This window comes from Heyndrickxia ginsengihumi (assembly GCF_011008565.1).
Lineage (GTDB): Bacteria > Bacillota > Bacilli > Bacillales > Bacillaceae_C > Weizmannia > Weizmannia ginsengihumi.
Genome location: NZ_JAAIWK010000014.1, coordinates 47,225 through 63,270, shown reverse-complemented (window position 1 = coordinate 63,270; position 16,046 = coordinate 47,225). Strand labels below are relative to the sequence as shown.

Annotated in this window: 16 protein-coding genes; 7 read left to right on the top strand and 9 right to left on the bottom strand. The window is 37.5% G+C overall.

Annotation, left to right across the window (positions count from 1 at the left end):
• Nucleotides 1-85 precede the first annotated feature (85 nt).
• The 6 genes from rbsB to G4D61_RS09930 all read right to left on the bottom strand — a co-directional run bounded on the left by rbsB (nt 86) and on the right by G4D61_RS09930 (nt 5,862).
• The gene (gene rbsB, locus G4D61_RS09955; protein WP_025726942.1) at nt 86-1,000 is read right to left on the bottom strand and encodes a ribose ABC transporter substrate-binding protein RbsB; all 915 of its coding nucleotides are present in this window, start codon (nt 998-1,000) and stop codon (nt 86-88) included.
• Between the two features lie 16 nt (nt 1,001-1,016).
• Entirely contained in the window at nt 1,017-1,961 is a 945-nt protein-coding gene (gene rbsC, locus G4D61_RS09950) for a ribose ABC transporter permease RbsC (protein ID WP_025726943.1), read from the bottom strand.
• 2 nt (nt 1,962-1,963) lie between these two features.
• Entirely contained in the window at nt 1,964-3,442 is a 1,479-nt protein-coding gene (locus G4D61_RS09945) for a sugar ABC transporter ATP-binding protein (RefSeq protein ID WP_025726944.1), read from the bottom strand.
• Nucleotides 3,443-3,610: 168 nt separating this feature from the next.
• Complete coding sequence (gene rbsD, locus G4D61_RS09940; RefSeq protein WP_025726945.1) at nt 3,611-4,003, bottom strand: D-ribose pyranase; 393 nt, start codon at nt 4,001-4,003, stop codon at nt 3,611-3,613.
• A gap of 6 nt (nt 4,004-4,009) precedes the next feature.
• Nucleotides 4,010-4,882, bottom strand: coding sequence for a ribokinase (rbsK, locus tag G4D61_RS09935; RefSeq protein WP_163173839.1), 873 nt, complete (start codon nt 4,880-4,882; stop codon nt 4,010-4,012).
• Nucleotides 4,882-5,862 carry a LacI family DNA-binding transcriptional regulator gene (locus tag G4D61_RS09930; protein WP_025726947.1) on the bottom strand — a complete coding sequence of 327 codons (981 nt, stop codon included), beginning with the start codon at nt 5,860-5,862 and terminating at the stop codon, nt 4,882-4,884. Before G4D61_RS09930 ends, rbsK begins: the two co-directional genes overlap by 1 nt.
• 319 nt (nt 5,863-6,181) lie before the next feature.
• Between G4D61_RS09930 and G4D61_RS09925 the strand changes: the two genes are divergently transcribed.
• From G4D61_RS09925 to G4D61_RS09900, 6 genes are all read left to right on the top strand, one after another.
• Nucleotides 6,182-6,493 (top strand): PTS sugar transporter subunit IIB, encoded by a 312-nt coding sequence (locus tag G4D61_RS09925; RefSeq protein ID WP_025726948.1) that lies wholly within the window; start codon nt 6,182-6,184, stop codon nt 6,491-6,493.
• 18 nt (nt 6,494-6,511) lie between these two features.
• The gene (gene celB, locus G4D61_RS09920; RefSeq protein ID WP_025726949.1) at nt 6,512-7,837 is read left to right on the top strand and encodes a PTS cellobiose transporter subunit IIC; all 1,326 of its coding nucleotides are present in this window, start codon (nt 6,512-6,514) and stop codon (nt 7,835-7,837) included.
• Between the two features lie 226 nt (nt 7,838-8,063).
• Nucleotides 8,064-8,375 (top strand): PTS sugar transporter subunit IIA, encoded by a 312-nt coding sequence (locus tag G4D61_RS09915; RefSeq protein WP_025726950.1) that lies wholly within the window; start codon nt 8,064-8,066, stop codon nt 8,373-8,375.
• Between the two features lie 37 nt (nt 8,376-8,412).
• On the top strand, nt 8,413-9,807 hold the full coding sequence (locus tag G4D61_RS09910) for a 6-phospho-beta-glucosidase GmuD (RefSeq protein ID WP_163173837.1): 1,395 nt from the start codon (nt 8,413-8,415) through the stop codon (nt 9,805-9,807).
• Nucleotides 9,808-9,966: 159 nt separating this feature from the next.
• Complete coding sequence (locus tag G4D61_RS09905) at nt 9,967-10,683, top strand: GntR family transcriptional regulator (RefSeq protein WP_025726952.1); 717 nt, start codon at nt 9,967-9,969, stop codon at nt 10,681-10,683.
• A 15-nt stretch (nt 10,684-10,698) separates the two neighbouring features.
• Nucleotides 10,699-11,574: an ROK family protein gene (locus G4D61_RS09900; RefSeq protein WP_163173835.1), complete on the top strand. Its 876-nt coding sequence runs from the start codon at nt 10,699-10,701 to the stop codon at nt 11,572-11,574.
• 42 nt (nt 11,575-11,616) lie between these two features.
• Here the strand turns inward: G4D61_RS09900 and G4D61_RS09895 are convergent, their stop codons facing one another.
• A complete protein-coding gene (locus G4D61_RS09895; RefSeq protein WP_367613768.1) occupies nt 11,617-12,240 on the bottom strand; it encodes a DUF7379 domain-containing protein in 624 nt (207 codons plus the stop codon).
• A gap of 391 nt (nt 12,241-12,631) precedes the next feature.
• Between G4D61_RS09895 and G4D61_RS09890 the strand changes: the two genes are divergently transcribed.
• On the top strand, nt 12,632-12,997 hold the full coding sequence (locus G4D61_RS09890; RefSeq protein ID WP_235425062.1) for a GNAT family N-acetyltransferase: 366 nt from the start codon (nt 12,632-12,634) through the stop codon (nt 12,995-12,997).
• 544 nt (nt 12,998-13,541) lie between these two features.
• On the opposite strand, the gene G4D61_RS09885 is transcribed toward G4D61_RS09890, so the two are convergent.
• Nucleotides 13,542-14,984: an MFS transporter gene (locus G4D61_RS09885; protein ID WP_025726954.1), complete on the bottom strand. Its 1,443-nt coding sequence runs from the start codon at nt 14,982-14,984 to the stop codon at nt 13,542-13,544.
• 113 nt (nt 14,985-15,097) lie between these two features.
• Nucleotides 15,098-15,841: an MBL fold metallo-hydrolase gene (locus tag G4D61_RS09880; RefSeq protein ID WP_025726955.1), complete on the bottom strand. Its 744-nt coding sequence runs from the start codon at nt 15,839-15,841 to the stop codon at nt 15,098-15,100.
• Nucleotides 15,842-16,046 lie beyond the last annotated feature (205 nt).

Genomic DNA, 16,046 nt, shown 5'->3' with positions numbered 1-16,046 from the left:
TAATCATTCAGAGAACTAAATGAATTTTTTTCATCATATTAGCAATAAAACTTAGTATACCATCATCATTTAGAATGATAGAAAACTATTGAATCAATTTTAATGGTACCGCAATTCTACTTTTCACTTTTTTTCCTTGTAATACTTTAGATGCTGCTATAACTGCTTGTTTCCCGATTAATACCGGCTGCTGAGCAACTGTTGCACTTAATCTTCCTTCTTTAACAGCTTTAATCCCGTCATCTGTTCCATCAAATCCTACGACAACAATATCTCTTCCTGAGCTTTTAATTGCTTCAATTGCACCCAGCGCCATTTCATCATTTTGGGCAAAGACAGCTTGGATATCTTTATGTCCTTGCAAGAGATTTTCCATAACATTTAAACCTTGCGTCCGATCGAAATTTGCTGTTTGTTTTGCAATTACATCGAGTTTTTTGTCTGCAATTTCGTGGAATCCTTGCCCGCGTTCACGAGCTGCAGAGGCACCCGGTGTACCCTGTAATTCTACAACTTTTGCATGTTTGCCGACCTTATTGATAATAAAGTTTGCTGCCATTTTTCCTCCAGTAATGTTATCAGATGCAACTAAAGTTTCTACCTTACCTTTATCCGCTGATCGATCCAAAGTAATAACGGGGATTCCGATATGGTTCGCGCTCTGTACTGCTGAGGAAATAGCAGCAGAGTCAGTTGGATTGATCAATAACATATCGACACCTTGCTGAATTAAATCTTCAATATCATTCATTTGTTTTTCGGTATCATTTTGTGCATCTACTGTAATCACTTTTATCCCTTTGCTTGCTGCTTCTTGAATAACCCCATTTTTTAATGACACAAAAAATGGATTATCCAAAGTTGAAATACTTAATCCGATTTTCATATCTTTTAATTCTTTATGTTTACCAGGCTTTGCCCATTCCGGAGGATTCATTGAGCATGCAGATAAACTAATGACAAGTATGATAATTAATAATAGACTTATCGATTTTTTCATATTTTCACACCCCAACTTATGATTTTTTACGATCAATCAAAACTGCTATTAGGATAACAATTCCTTTTACTACTTGTTGATAGAAAGAGGAGACGCCGAGTAAGTTTAAACCATTATTAAGCGTTCCAATAATTAACGCCCCAACAAGTGTCCCGAAGATCCTTCCTTTTCCACCCGAAAGGCTTGTACCGCCTAATACTACAGCCGCAATCGCATCCATTTCATAAGATGTTCCTGCTGTTGGCTGAGCAGAATTCAAACGGGATGTTAATATTGCACCTGCTAACGCTGCCAACATTCCTGCTAAACTATAAATCATCCATTTTACTCGATCTACTTTAATCCCTGATACAAATGCGGCTTTTTCATTTCCACCAATTGCATACGTTTTACGGCCAAAAGATGTTTTATGAAGAATAAACCAAAGGATTATAAAAGTAATAATCATTGTAATTGCTGGCACAGGGATACCTAAAAAATAGCCGCGGCCAAACAATTGAAAAGCATAATTATCACCTAAGCCAGTTATCGGATTTCCATTCATATAAACTAATGTCAATCCTCTGAAAATCGTCATCGTCGCTAATGTTGCGATGAACGGTGCTACTTTACCTTTTGTAATTAAAATACCATTCACAGCCCCCATTACTGCACCTAGTAAAGCGGAAATAAATATCGCAATTATTGGGTCAATTCCTGAAACAATCATACCCGCCATTAGCGCGCTTGATAATGCTAATGTTGAACCGACAGATAAATCGATCCCGCCTGTTAATATCACAAATGTCATCCCGAATGCAATTAAAGCATTAATTGAAACTTGACGAAGCAAATTCAAAATATTCAAAGGCGCTAAAAAAGATGGATTTAAAATTGCAACAATAATAAATAAAAGAATAAAGGCTAAAAGTGGCCCTAACTGTTGAAATACTCTGCTACTCCTTTTGCTGATCTGTTCCATATTTAATTCCCTCCTGTCGCTAATACCATAATTTTTTCTTGTGTTGCTTCAGCACGGTTTAGTTCGCCCGCAATTTTTCCTTCATGGACAACTAAAATACGATCACTCATACCGAGAATTTCTGGTAATTCTGAAGATACCATAATAATGGCCATACCGCGCTCTGTCAGTTCATTCATTAATTGATAAATTTCACGCTTAGCCCCCACATCAATTCCGCGTGTCGGCTCATCAAGAATCAGCACTTTTGGAGCTGTACCAATCCATTTTGCAATGACAATTTTTTGCTGATTACCGCCTGATAAGTCCCCAGCAGCATCTTCAGAAGATGTCGTTTTGATTTTTAATCGTTCAATCATTAAATTGACAAATTTGAGTTCATCCTCCCTCTTTACAATTCCTTGAGGTGCAAAGCTTTCTAAATTCGGTAACGCAATATTTTCTCTAATAGAAAAATCTAAAAGAAGCCCCTCATCTTTTCGATTTTCCGTAATAAAGCCAATTCCCTTTTTCACTGCATCGCTTGGATTGCGAATGGTTTCCTTTTTTCCGTTTATTACAATTTCTCCATGTTCAAATGAATCAATGCCAAAAATTGCCCTCATAATTTCCGTTCGCCCTGATCCCATTAATCCAGAAATCCCTAAAATTTCTCCTGATCGAATCGAAAAATTGACACTGTCAAAAGTAGGTTTACGTGTTAAGTTTTTTACTTCAAACACAATATCTCCTAACACGGCTGTTCTACTTGGAAATCGATCTTCTAAATCGCGTCCTACCATTTTCTTAACAACTTCATCGAAAGAAGTTTCTTCAATTGCTTTTGTATCAATTGTTTTTCCGTCACGCATTACCGTAATACGATCACAAATTTCAAAAATTTCCTCCATGCGATGCGAAATGTAGACGACAGACACACCTGTTTTTTTCAAAGAATGAATAACTTTAAACAATGATCGGATTTCACGTTCCGTTAAAGCTGAAGTGGGCTCATCCATAATAATGACCTTTGCCTCCAACATGAGCGTCTTTGCAATTTCGATCATTTGCTGCTCTCCTACCGAGCATGAACCTGCGATGCGATCAAACGGTAAAGAGATATCCAATTGATTAAGAACTTTGTTTGCTAGCGCTTTCATTTCCTTCGTTTTTAATACACCGAGTGTAGTCATTTCACGTCCAATAAATAAATTCTCTAATACTGTCATATCTGGCCATATGTTCAACTCCTGATGAATAAAGGCAATTCCTGCACGCTCAGCCTCTTTAGGTGAATGAAACATTACTTCCTTTCCATCTATTAAAATACTTCCTCCGTCTTTTTTATGAAGCCCAGTCAAAATATTCATCATCGTAGATTTTCCAGCGCCATTCTCGCCCATCAACGCATGAACCTCACCAGAAAGAAGTGTGAAGTTTACCCCTTCTAACACTTTGTTCATGCCAAACGCCTTGTAAATATCGCGCATTTCAATTTGCATATCAGCACCCCCATACAACACTAGTTTTTTCGTTATAACATCCAGCATTTTAAACAAGATCTACATGTGGAAGCATTAAGTTGGCTTAAACATATTTTACCTTTATCTCCCACGAGGGCTTCTATTCCCGAAGGAGTCTCCCCTTTATACTTCAATGAATATAGGAAATTAAAAATATACACCAGCTTGCAGTATACAGTTAGAATAAGCTGTTGCTTCTCCAGTTCGAATAACTGCTTTTACATGCTTCAATTTCTTTTTAAACTCTTCATGGCTTATATACTCTATTAAATGAGGAAACTCTGCTTCTAAATGTTGATATTGCGTCTGATTTTCTGTCTTTATTTCCTCGGCAGCTATTACTTTTTCTACAGTCATATCTTCATGGACAGCATGAACGACACTCTGAAATGAAGGATTTCCTATTGTAACTGCAAGGTCGATTTTTAAAACATCTGAAGGAATCGGTAAACCAATATCTCCAATGGCAATTTGATCTGTATGTCCTAAATCTGCTAATATTTTTGCAATAGAACTGTTTAACATTCCATATTTTTTCATCATCCACTATCCTTTCATTTCAGCACGAGTAGGCATTCCACCTTGAGCTCCAAATTTGGTAATAGATAAAGAAGCAGCACGGTTGGCAAATATAAGTGCTTCTTCTATACTGCGTCCTTCTGAAATTGCAACAGCAAAAGCTGCATTAAACGTATCTCCTGCTCCAGTTGTATCCACTATCGGGACAGAAAAGCTTGGCACAACGACTTCTTCATTTCCGTTATAAAAACGTGCACCATTTTTTCCTTCAGTAATGATCAGTTTATTCGGGTATTTTTTTAATACTGTAGAAGAATCATCTCCTTTAAATAACAGCTTATACTCGTGTTCATTTGGAGTAATATATGTTGCCAACTCTATCACCTCATCGCCTATTACCCGTGCAGGTGCAGGATTCAACAGCAATGGAATACGGAGCTTTGCACAAAGTTTTGCAGTATATTCTACTGTTTCCTCAGGTATTTCTTGCTGAACAAGTACAATATCTGCAGTTTCAATTGCTTGACTGGCACCTTTTACATAAGCTGGTGTGACATAATCATTAGCCCCTTGTACAACAACAATACTGTTGTCACCTTCAGCTAAAATAATATGTGCTGTGCCAGAAGAGCAATCTGTAACCGGTTCCATAAATTGAGTGAGAACACCGTTAGCACGAAAATTATTCAAAATTTGCTTGCCGTATTCATCATCACCTACACGTCCAATCATGGTAACTTTCGCCCCTAAACGGGCAGCTGCAACAGCTTGATTCGCCCCTTTTCCACCGGGAACGGTCGTAAAGGATTTTCCTAATACCGTTTCACCAGCTTGAGGACGCTTATTTGCACTAACAACTAGATCAATAGACGCACTTCCAATAACTGCAATATTGACCATTATACTTTTTCCACCTTTCTTGTTGTTTCTCTTTCCACAAAGGAAACTGGTAACATCATTTGTTCATTGATCTTTTTTGATTGTTTAAGACTTTTCATTAAAAGCTTCGCTGCCTCTTTTCCCATTTCGTATGCTGGCTGGTGTATCGTTGAAAGAGCAGGATACAACAATTCGCATACTGGAATATCATCGTAGCCAATAATTTGCAGCTCTTCCGGAATGTTCTTTCCTCTTAATAGAGCTTCCCTTAACACTGCAGAAGCGACAATATCATTTGCAGCAATAACTCCATCCGTATTTGGATATTGGTCAAAAAGCTGTTTTGCCGTTGAAGACGCATCATGCAGAGAAAAGGAAGTATTCATAACCTGAAAATGTACATCCGATTTACCGAGAACATGAAGTGCAGCTAGAAATCTTTCTTGTGCAATTCGTAAATGGATTGGCCCCCTCAATAACGTAATATTTCGGCTTCCACGCTCCAACAAAATGTTTGCGGCCATTTGTCCACCAGCTTCCTGATCGGCATAGACAGATGGAAAATCATTTTGAACTCTGTCTAAAAGGACTACTGGGATATTTAATTTCGTCCATTCAGCCGTTTCTTCACTTGTTGAACTGATGACCCCCATCACATTATGCTGTCTAAAAGCTTCGATATATTGAACTTCTTTTTCAACATTTTCATCACTATTTCCAATCATTAAATGATAACCTTCTTGTTGTAAATAATCCTCTACCCCTCTCGCCAGTTCTGGAAAGAAAGGGTTGGTTATATCTGGAACAACCAATCCTATTAATTTAGAAGTATGGTGATAAAGTGAGCGAGCAATTTCATTTGGACGGTAATGCAATTTTTCAATGGCTTTTTCAACTGCTTTCCGTGTTTCTTCATGTACATAACCATTTGAATTCAGCACTCTAGAAACGGTGGCCACTGATACACCTGCTTCCTCAGCCACTTGTTTAATTGTTACCAATACAAAACTCACCTACCATGTGTAATCGGTTACATATAATTTAGCATAATTGTTTTGAAATGACAATCTTTTTTTATCTCTGTTATATCATTCTATTCATTTACCAATCTCGCACCGCCTGTTTGATAGTATTTGCAAAGTCTGCTAACCGTTATACAATCAAAAAATGCTAAATCATAAACATATTGAATAGGTAGGTTTAAATCTTAGGATTTAAAAATGTCTAATATTTTTCATTTAAATGTATAGACATTTAAAAATAGTTGTTTATAATATTAATTGTAAGCGATACCAAAAAGGGTTCAGGAGGTTATTTCAAATGAAAAAAATATTATTAGCGTGCAGTTCAGGAATGTCTACGAGTTTGCTTGTTTCAAAGATGAAAAGTTATGCGGAATCCATTGGCGATGAAGCAGAAATTTGGGCAGTAGGTCAAGATCAAGCACAGCAAGAAATGGAAAAAGCAGATATTCTCTTAATCGGTCCGCAAATGCGCTTTATGAAGAAAAAGTTAGCAAAATTTGCAGATGAGTTGAACATTCCGCTTGATGTTATTGATCCTGTTGCGTATGGACGTATCGATGGAGAAGCGGTTTACAAAAAAGCGCTTCAGCTAATGAGCAAAAAATAAAAACCGGGGGAGAAAAAAATGAATAAGTTTATGGATTTGTTGGAAAACATCCTTTTGCCAATAGCCGATAAGTTAAATAATAACCGTTACTTAACTGCATTACGTGACGGTTTTATGGTCGCATTGCCGTTAATTATTTTTGGCTCCATTTTTGTTGTAATCGCAAACTTTCCTTTCTTAGACCACATCATTAGTAAAGATGCTTACACAGCATATCAAAATGCATTAGGTCCAGCATCTGCTGCAACATTAAGTATTATGGGCCTTTTCGTTATTATTGGAATCGGATACAAATTAACACAGCATTATAAGGGAGAAGCTATTTATGGCGGCGTTGTTGCACTGGCTTCCTTCCTCATTTTAACTCCTCAAGTAGTAGGGAAAACAACTGGTGTCATTCCTACTGCTGTCCTTGGTGCTCAAGGAATGTTCGTTGGTATTTTTACAGCATTTATATCTGCCGAGTTGTATCGTTTTTTCGTTCAGAAAAATTGGACGATCAAAATGCCTCCTGGTGTTCCAACAGCTGTGTCAAAATCATTTAGTGCCCTTATACCGATTACTTTTACTTTAACGTTTTTTCTAGTGATCCGAATTTTATTCAGTTTAACTCCTTTTGAAACGGTACAAAACTTTATTTATACGATCATCCAAGAACCGTTAACAAAACTTGGAAGCGGTTTACCAGCCACAATTGTAGCGGTACTATTAATTCAACTATTTTGGTTTTTTGGCTTACATGGTCAAATTATTGTGAATTCGGTTTTTGATCCGATTTGGTATACATTGAATGATCAAAACTTAAAAGCATTTCAAGCCGGACATGAACTACCAAATATTATTACAAAACAGTTTATGGATTCCTTCCTTGTTGGTATGGGCGGAACTGGTATGACTTTAGGCGTCGTCCTTTTGATCTTTATGATCGGCCGAAGCAGGCAACTGAAAGAGTTGGGCAAACTCGGAGGGCCTGCTGGAATCTTTAATGTAAATGAACCAATCATTTTCGGTCTCCCGATTGTCATGAATCCATTGGTTTTAATTCCATGGTTACTTGCACCTGTTGTTGTTACATGCATTACCTATTTCTCTATGGCAACAGGCTTAGTTCCAAAACCAGCGGGCGTTATCGTTCCGTGGACTACTCCTATCATTATCAATGGCTTTTTAGCAACTGGAAATGCTTGGCAAGGCGGCGTGTTGCAAGCGGTTAATTTGCTCGTAGTAATGGCGATTTGGTGGCCCTTCTTGAAAATTCTCGATAAAAATTACTATGAGAACGAAAAAAGTGCTGGAACAATCGACATTAGTCATAATGACGAATTCTCAATTAATAAACATTAGTCGTCATCCGAACAAAGGCTGGGACAAAAGTATATGAACGAAAGAATTTGCGCTCAAATCCCGCTCCGAAAATATCCTTCGTTTTCCACGGGCGGCTGGTCCCTTCTCGTGCAGGAGTCTATATATATTTCCGGAGCTGATTTATGCAATGTTCGTTTCGTCTTTAACTAGCTTTTAACTTTTCCCCCAGCCTCTAAATACTTTTATTATTTAGGAGTGATAAAACATGGATCAAATGACAGAAATTGCGTTCCAGATCATTTTATTTGCTGGAAACGGCCGTTCTAGTGCTATGGAAGCAATTCAAGAAGCAAAAGAAGGGAATTTTGCAGAAGCTGATCGTTTAATTATAGAAGCAAAAAATGAATTAGCGAAAGCGCATCATTATCAAACAAAACTGCTCCAAGATGAAGCAAATGGTACAAAAAACGAATTAAATATTATTCTTATTCATTCTCAAGACCATCTGATGACGGCATTGACCGTAAAAGATCTTGCAATTGAAATTATCGAGCTTTATCAAACGAAATTTGCATAAATCATGATTTAAAAGACGATACGAAGAGGTGTGGATAATGACATTACAATATCAGTTTCCTGAAGGCTTTTGGTGGGGCAGCGCAACATCAGCGACACAAATTGAAGGTGCCGCACATGAAGACGGGAAAGGATTAAATATATGGGATTACTGGTTCGAACAAGAACCAAATCGTTTTTTTGATGGGATCGGTCCTGAGAACACATCAGACTTTTACCACCGCTATCAAGAGGATATTCGGCTTATGAAGGAAACAGGCCACAATACCTTTCGCCTTTCGATTTCATGGTCAAGATTAATTCCAGGCGGAATCGAGAATATAAATGAAAAAGCAGTAGATTTTTATAATCGTGTCATTGATGAATTAATCAAAAATGATATAGAGCCATTTGTGAATTTATTTCATTTTGATATGCCATTTGAGTTGCAACAAATTGGCGGCTGGGAAAATCGCAAAGTCATTGATGCATATGCACATTATGCTCGCATTTGTTTTGAGCTTTTTGGTGATCGGGTAAAAAAATGGTTTACATTTAATGAACCGATTGTCCCTGTTGAAGGAGGATATTTATATGACTTCCACTATCCGAATATCATTGATTTCAGAAAAGCGATTCAAGTTGCTTATCATACAATTGTTGCGCATGCAAAAGCAGTTCAAGTATTTAAGCAAGCAAGCATCCAAAACGGTAAAATCGGCATCATCTTAAACTTAACGCCGTCTTACCCTAGAAGCCAGCACCCTGCCGATCTAAAAGCTGCAAATATATGTGATCTGCTTTTTAACCGCAGCTTTTTAGACCCTGCTGTTAAAGGAGAATATCCAGCTGAACTAATCGAACTTTTAAAAGAATATAGCTACTTGCCTGTTATTGAAAACAGTGATGCAACACTGATTAAAAACAATACGATTGATATATTAGGTGTGAACTACTATCAACCCCGGCGAGTAAAAGCAAAAGCACATTTACCAAATCCATACGCACCTTTTATGCCAGAAAACCTCTTTGACAACTATGAAATGCCTGGCAGAAAAATGAATCGTCATAGAGGATGGGAAATTTACGAAAAAGGTATTTATGATATCGCAATGAATCTAAAGGAAAACTATGGGAATGTTGAATGTTTTATTTCCGAAAATGGCATTGGTGTTGAAGGCGAAGAAACATTTCGAAATGCAGACGGTATGATTGAAGATGATTACCGGATAACATTTATCCAGGAGCATTTAAAATGGCTGTATAAAGCAATTCAAGAAGGCGCTAATATGAAAGGCTATCATATGTGGACATTTATGGATAATTGGTCTTGGTCAAATGCGTATAAAAATCGGTACGGCTTCATCTCAATCGATCTTCATCATCATTGTGAAAGATCTATCAAAAAAAGTGGATATTGGTTTAAACAAGTCGCAGAAAATAACGGATTTTAAACAGGTAGTTCAAGGGTAAAGTGAGCAACTCATTTTTGGGCTCTCCCCTTCTTTTCTTAAATATTTTCAATTTGAAGGCCCATTTATATTCTGTCTATTGATATAATATTATTCAGTAGAACAGGAAAAAAGTGAGTGGATCTTTTAGAAGGTGTAAAAATGACAAAATATGAAACGATTGCAAAAGAAGTAAAGCGAAGAATATTAGAAAAAGAATATTCGACAGACGCACCGATTCCCGATGAAATTTCACTCACAAAGGAATTTAAATGCAGCCGGATGACTGTAAAAAAAGCATTGGATATGTTAGTCATGGAAGGACTTCTCTATCGAAGACGGGGTCATGGAACTTTTATCGTTAAATCAGCAGTAGACAATCATCTTGTAAATGTCGGCACAAACGAATCTCTCGGTCTTACTCACTTACTGGAAGGCAAAGATGTACGAAGTAAAGTGATTTTACATGAAGTGATGTTTCCGGATGCTGAAACGGCTTCACACTTGGCGATTAGTGCAAAAACACCTGTCTATCATATCATTCGCTTGAGAATTGTTGAAGGTGAGCCGTACGTAATAGAAAACACATATATGCCGACTGATTTAATTAGCGGTATTACAGATGAGGTTCTGCACTCCTCTATTTATCACTATATTGAGAATCATCTAAAACTAACAATTGCTGGTTCCCACCGGAAAATTCGAGCATGTAAACCAAACGAATTGGACCAACAATATTTGCAATGCGCACCGGATGATCCAGTGCTTGAAGTCGAACAAATTTCATACTTAAATACAGGCGTACCATTTGAATATTCCTTTTCTCGACATCGTTATGACAAGTTTGTTTTTACAGCTGTTAGTATCCAAAAAACGTAATGAGGGTGAAATGATATGTTATTTGGCGGAATCGAGGCAGGAGGAACAAAATTCGTTTGTGCTGTCGGTGATGAAAGCGGACACATAAAAGAAAAAGTACAGTTTTTAACCCGTACTCCCGATGAAACAATGGAAAATGTCCTAACATTCTTTTCAACATTTAATGTCAATGCTGTCGGGATTGGCTCTTTTGGACCAATAGATGTTAATCCAAGCAGCGAAACTTACGGTTTTATCACCTCTACCCCAAAAACAGCTTGGCAGCACTATCCGATCAAACAAACGGTTGAACATGCACTCCATGTCCCTGTTGGGTTTTCCACTGATGTAAATAGTGCTGCCCTTGGCGAAATCTCGCTTGGTGCTGCAAAAGGCTTAGATAGTTGCCTTTATATGACTGTTGGCACCGGCATTGGAGCAGGGGCGATTGTAAAAGGACATATACTTGACGGGCTTTCGCACCCAGAAATGGGGCACATTCTTGTTCGACGTCATCCAGATGATCGCTATCTTGGGGCTTGTCCTTTTCACCAAGATTGTTTAGAAGGTCTCGCTTCCGGTCCTGCCCTTGAAGCACGTTGGGGGAAAAAGGGCGTTGAGCTTGCGAATCAAACAGAAGTTTGGGAAATAGAAGCTTACTATATCGCTCAAGCACTTATGCAGTACATGTTAATACTATCGCCTAAAAAAGTGATTTTAGGCGGCGGTGTTATGCATCAAAAACAACTGTTTCCACTTATTCAAAGTAAATTAGTTGAATTGATCAACGGCTATATACAATTACCAGCATCATTATCTGATTACATTATTTCTCCAGGACTCGGAAATGACTCGGGTATCGTCGGCGCCATTTTTCTAGCAAAACAAGCTTATGAAAAGCTTCATCCCTAAAAACGGCACAAAGACGCGGCTTGATTATGCTGCGTTTTTTGTTTATTGAAATTTACCTGTTCTTAAAAAGGCATCTACCCATCTTGCCGTTTCTGGCTGATGATGAATATCTTTATGCCCATACGGCAAGATCATAAAGTCTTTTAAATGTGGTAAATAAACAGATTCGACTTCGACTCTGCCATCGTTCACACCACCAATTAATTTTCCTAATAAAAGATTGTTGTGATTCCCGGCAATTGCTGCCATTTCGATATCAGTCTCATCATTATGATTCAATTTTGCAACACTTTCATAACGAAGAGACTTTAATGTCTTATAAATCTCAACATAGGGCTTTATATTCCCTGCAATATTCGCGAGCCTGCTGCCTTTATTCGGTGACGCGATCAAAACACATCTGCCAATTTTATGGACATACTTCGAATTAGCAATTAATTTTCTAATCACTAGTCCACCTGTACTATGACCAATCAAATGGACTTTTTCATCCGTTTTTAAATGAAATGTATCCATTTCTTCCAAAATCTCTTCTAAAACGGCAGTTGAATGTTCAATCTCTTTATATGTAAGTTCGAAATCTGGAGAAAAGCATTCATATCCGAACTGCTTTAAATTATTTTCTAATGTCCATATGTCCTTTGATGTTTTATTAAAACCATGTATTAAAATAACTTTAATCGTAACCCCCTCCTCTAAAAAGATGAAAGATCATTTATGATAAATGAGTCGTACGAAGTTCTTGAATGGAAATTGTACAATTTTAACAGCCCATTTTATCAGTTTCATTCACAAATCGTAATCGGTCCACTAACCATACAGTACGTACACTTACAAATTATAGAAGCAACATTTTTTTGAAGGCACCCTCAATCCACTTAACAATTAGGATGTTCTTCTAATCAACAACCTTGTCAGCAACAATGCACATATCATTCTAATGTCTTCAATTTCAAGATAGGTACTGCACTACTAACCTTCCACATTCTTTTAAAGCTTCTATAAGCTTATCATAGCAAATGTTATAATATTGTAAAAACGAATTAGGAGGTTGTTTATGGAACCGCTAAAAACTGATCGATTAATAATCAGAAACTGGAAATTATCTGACAGTACGGATTTATACGAATATGCTAAAAGCGAATTAGTAGGACCGAATGCTGGTTGGGCGCCACATAAAAACGAGGAAGAAAGCAAAGAAGCCATAAACAGTTTTATCGAAAACGAAGATACTTATGCGATTGTATTAAAAAACGAGAATAAAATGATTGGCAGCATCGGTCTTCATAGTAGAAAACCAGATGACAGTCTTGCCGATTTAAAGCAAAGGGAAATTGGTTATGTATTGCATCCTCAATACTGGGGGAAAGAAATCATGCCAGAAGCTGTAAAAAGAATCATTCATTATGGATTTATTGAATGAGCATTAGATTTAATTTGGTGTGGACATTTCGATTTTAATCATAATTCACAGAGAGTAAACGAAAAATGCGGATTTACATATCAATTTACCAAAAAAGAAGTCTTAAAAAAATTAGGAAATAAACATGTCACTACCCTATATTACAGCATGTTCAAATCCGATTATTTACATATTTAATTGCTATATTTTAAACCTTATTTCCTGTTTTTTAGCGAAACATGGCTATACAAATTCGCATTCAGCAATAAACCAATTTTTTCCCTGATCTTATTTTTAACGGAATGATAGTTTCAATTTCCCAGGCAAGCGCAGTAACCGACACCGTCCTGCACCAATAGTAGGATTTCGTATGTCTCTGTGAACTTTTTGTTGTTTCATGAAAATAAAGATCGAACTGAAGGCTTATAAAGTATTGAATAACATTTTTAGTTTACATAACAATATTATATTTTACTCTTATTTAAAGACAATACGCTCATATAAAAATCGGCAAACTATTTACAGTTTAGCCGATTTCCCTTTTATAAATATATGAATCTATTCCTCAAACAGGATGTTTCACAAGCTTTTCTTTTTTCGTATTACGCAAAAAAGATACCGCAATTGCCAATAAGGTTAAGAAGAGCATCACTAAAAATGCGGTCCGGTATCCGATAACGATTAAATGTGTATCTCCTGCGCTAATATGCGCTCCTGCACCAGCATAAAGAGCTGACTTTAAATGTGGCGGCAGTAAACTCGTCACAATCATTAAAGATAAAGCGGTACTTATGACTGCTCCCATGTTTTGTAGCATTGAACGAATGCCGTTCGCAAGCCCCCGCCTTTCATGGGGAACTGTTAACATAATAGACTGTGTATTTGGTGTTTGGAAGACACCAGTTCCAATTCCAATGAGCAATTGTCCGACCATGATCCAAATTAATGAGTCTTGGTCACCAATTTTCCATGTCAATAACAACATGCCAATACACGTTCCAAAAAGACCGGCAGTTGACAACAAACGCGCACTATACTTCACTGTTAGTGCGCCAACAATGAGAGAGCCGATCATCATGCCAATTGTAATCGGCAATACTTTTAGACCGGCAATGAATGGGTCTTCGGAGTCTACCACTTGATAAAATAGTGCAATTAATAGCATGACCGAAGAACGAGCGAGTGAATTAAAAAACGTGGCTAAATTAGCCATTGCATATGGTCGGTCATAAAAAAGCGTAAAATCGATCATCGGAAATCTAGTATGCTTTTCGACCACGAAAAAAATAAAGGCTAACACGACAAATAAAATAAGTCCAATTATAACTGGAAGGCTTCCCCAGCCAGCAGTTCCTCCTTCTGACATGGCAAGAATTAAACCGCCAAGGCCAAGAAAAGTAATGACATTTCCAGTCCAATCCACTTTCTCACCTTTTGCTTCTCCTGGTACAGCTCTTAAGGTAAACATCCCCCAAATAAACCCAATGATGCCAACAGGTACGTTAAACCAAAATACCCAGCGCCAACCAAAATGAGACACTAAAAATCCACCTACAACTGGCCCAATTAACTGAGACATTGACGCCACTAACACATTAATGCTTAATCCGGTTCCGAGTTTTTTAGCAGGAAATGCATCTGTAATTAATGGAGTTGTGTTCGTAATAATTAGAGCTCCTCCAAGTGCTTGTAATGCACGCAATACAATTAATACCCAGACATTTGGCGCAATCCCGCATAAAAAACTGACAATCGTGAATTCAAGCAAACCGATTAAGTACATTCCTCGTCTTCCAAAAATATCCGCAATTTTTCCGAACACTAATATAAAAATGGTATTGACCAACATATAGGATAATAAGATCCAATTGGAGGCCAATTCATTCGCATGAAAATGTGTTGCTACTTCTGGCAGCGCAACATTTAATGTGCTTAAATTTAAAGTTGAAAGTAATACACCTAAACTCGTAACAGAGAGGAGCATCCAAGGATAGTATTTTTCTTTCATGCCGTCTCCTCCTTATAATGATTTTTTATTTCATATTTCCCATAACTAATTTTAACAAGCAAAAAGGGTCAACCAGAAATCTCTGGCTGACCTTAAGCAGGAAATTAACCTACTTATTGATTGTCCTCAGACAATTTACGAAATTGTTCATTTACTTCATGATCACAAAATCCACCATGATAGCAGATTAGATTTGCGACATCAAAACGAGTAAATTTGCTTTGAGACTTAAGCGCTTGCTCCATATTAGGTGTTACTTGCGGATTAGGGCCAAGAATTTTCCCATCTTGAGAAACTGTTGCATCACCTGCAATAAGTGTCTTGCTTGGGCGATGGTATAAGCTAATATGACCAGGTGTATGCCCAGGAGTAAAAATAACTTCAACGCCGCCAAAAATAGGAAGTACTTCTCCGTCAGCAACGACTTTCGTCACTTTAGCAGTTGGAAGATTTCGAAAAACTTTCTCCATTTGCGGTCGTATATCCTCAGGGAATCTTGACAACATTTGCGTCACGCGCTCACGTGTCATTTTTATTGGTTCCTTCTCTCCCTCAATATACGGCTGATCTTCAGCATGTGCATAAACATCAATGGGCTTTCCAACCGCATTAATAACATCCTGTATCCCACCAATATGGTCAATATCCTGATGGGTTAAAATGACGCCGTCAATTCGCTCAAATGGAACACCCGCTTTTGCCATCGCAGCTTGAATCAACTCTAATTGTCCAGGCATGCCAGTATCGACTAAAACGGCATGTTGACCATCATAAAGTAGTGTCGGATTAATCACCATGCGGTTACCCATCATATTTCCTTCAATTTCTAACATTTCAATTCCTTCAGCAATTTTCATTTTAAACACCAAAGCATTTTGGCTTGCTTTGGTTGCACCTCCTCATGAAATAAAGTTCAAACAAGTGTACAATCCTAACTTTATTTCGACATTCTCCCCCTCATCCCCGTAAAATCTAGTCAGCATCAAGTTTATTACCGCTAGATTCGCTAAGGAAAAGAAACCTATTCCTTTTCTTATCATAAATGAATCAAAATAAAAAATC

Excerpts from the sequence above, each read along its gene's own strand:
- rbsB (WP_025726942.1), bottom strand. The coding sequence starts at position 1,000 with ATGAAAAAATCGATAAGTCTATTATTAATTATCATACTTGTCATTAGT.
- rbsC (WP_025726943.1), bottom strand. The coding sequence starts at position 1,961 with ATGGAACAGATCAGCAAAAGGAGTAGCAGAGTATTTCAACAGTTAGGG.
- G4D61_RS09945 (WP_025726944.1), bottom strand. The coding sequence starts at position 3,442 with ATGCAAATTGAAATGCGCGATATTTACAAGGCGTTTGGCATGAACAAA.
- rbsD (WP_025726945.1), bottom strand. The coding sequence starts at position 4,003 with ATGAAAAAATATGGAATGTTAAACAGTTCTATTGCAAAAATATTAGCA.
- rbsK (WP_163173839.1), bottom strand. The coding sequence starts at position 4,882 with ATGGTCAATATTGCAGTTATTGGAAGTGCGTCTATTGATCTAGTTGTT.
- G4D61_RS09925 (WP_025726948.1), top strand. The coding sequence starts at position 6,182 with ATGAAAAAAATATTATTAGCGTGCAGTTCAGGAATGTCTACGAGTTTG.
- celB (WP_025726949.1), top strand. The coding sequence starts at position 6,512 with ATGAATAAGTTTATGGATTTGTTGGAAAACATCCTTTTGCCAATAGCC.
- G4D61_RS09915 (WP_025726950.1), top strand. The coding sequence starts at position 8,064 with ATGGATCAAATGACAGAAATTGCGTTCCAGATCATTTTATTTGCTGGA.
- G4D61_RS09910 (WP_163173837.1), top strand. The coding sequence starts at position 8,413 with ATGACATTACAATATCAGTTTCCTGAAGGCTTTTGGTGGGGCAGCGCA.
- G4D61_RS09905 (WP_025726952.1), top strand. The coding sequence starts at position 9,967 with ATGACAAAATATGAAACGATTGCAAAAGAAGTAAAGCGAAGAATATTA.
- G4D61_RS09900 (WP_163173835.1), top strand. The coding sequence starts at position 10,699 with ATGTTATTTGGCGGAATCGAGGCAGGAGGAACAAAATTCGTTTGTGCT.
- G4D61_RS09890 (WP_235425062.1), top strand. The coding sequence starts at position 12,632 with ATGGAACCGCTAAAAACTGATCGATTAATAATCAGAAACTGGAAATTA.
- G4D61_RS09885 (WP_025726954.1), bottom strand. The coding sequence starts at position 14,984 with ATGAAAGAAAAATACTATCCTTGGATGCTCCTCTCTGTTACGAGTTTA.
- G4D61_RS09880 (WP_025726955.1), bottom strand. The coding sequence starts at position 15,841 with ATGAAAATTGCTGAAGGAATTGAAATGTTAGAAATTGAAGGAAATATG.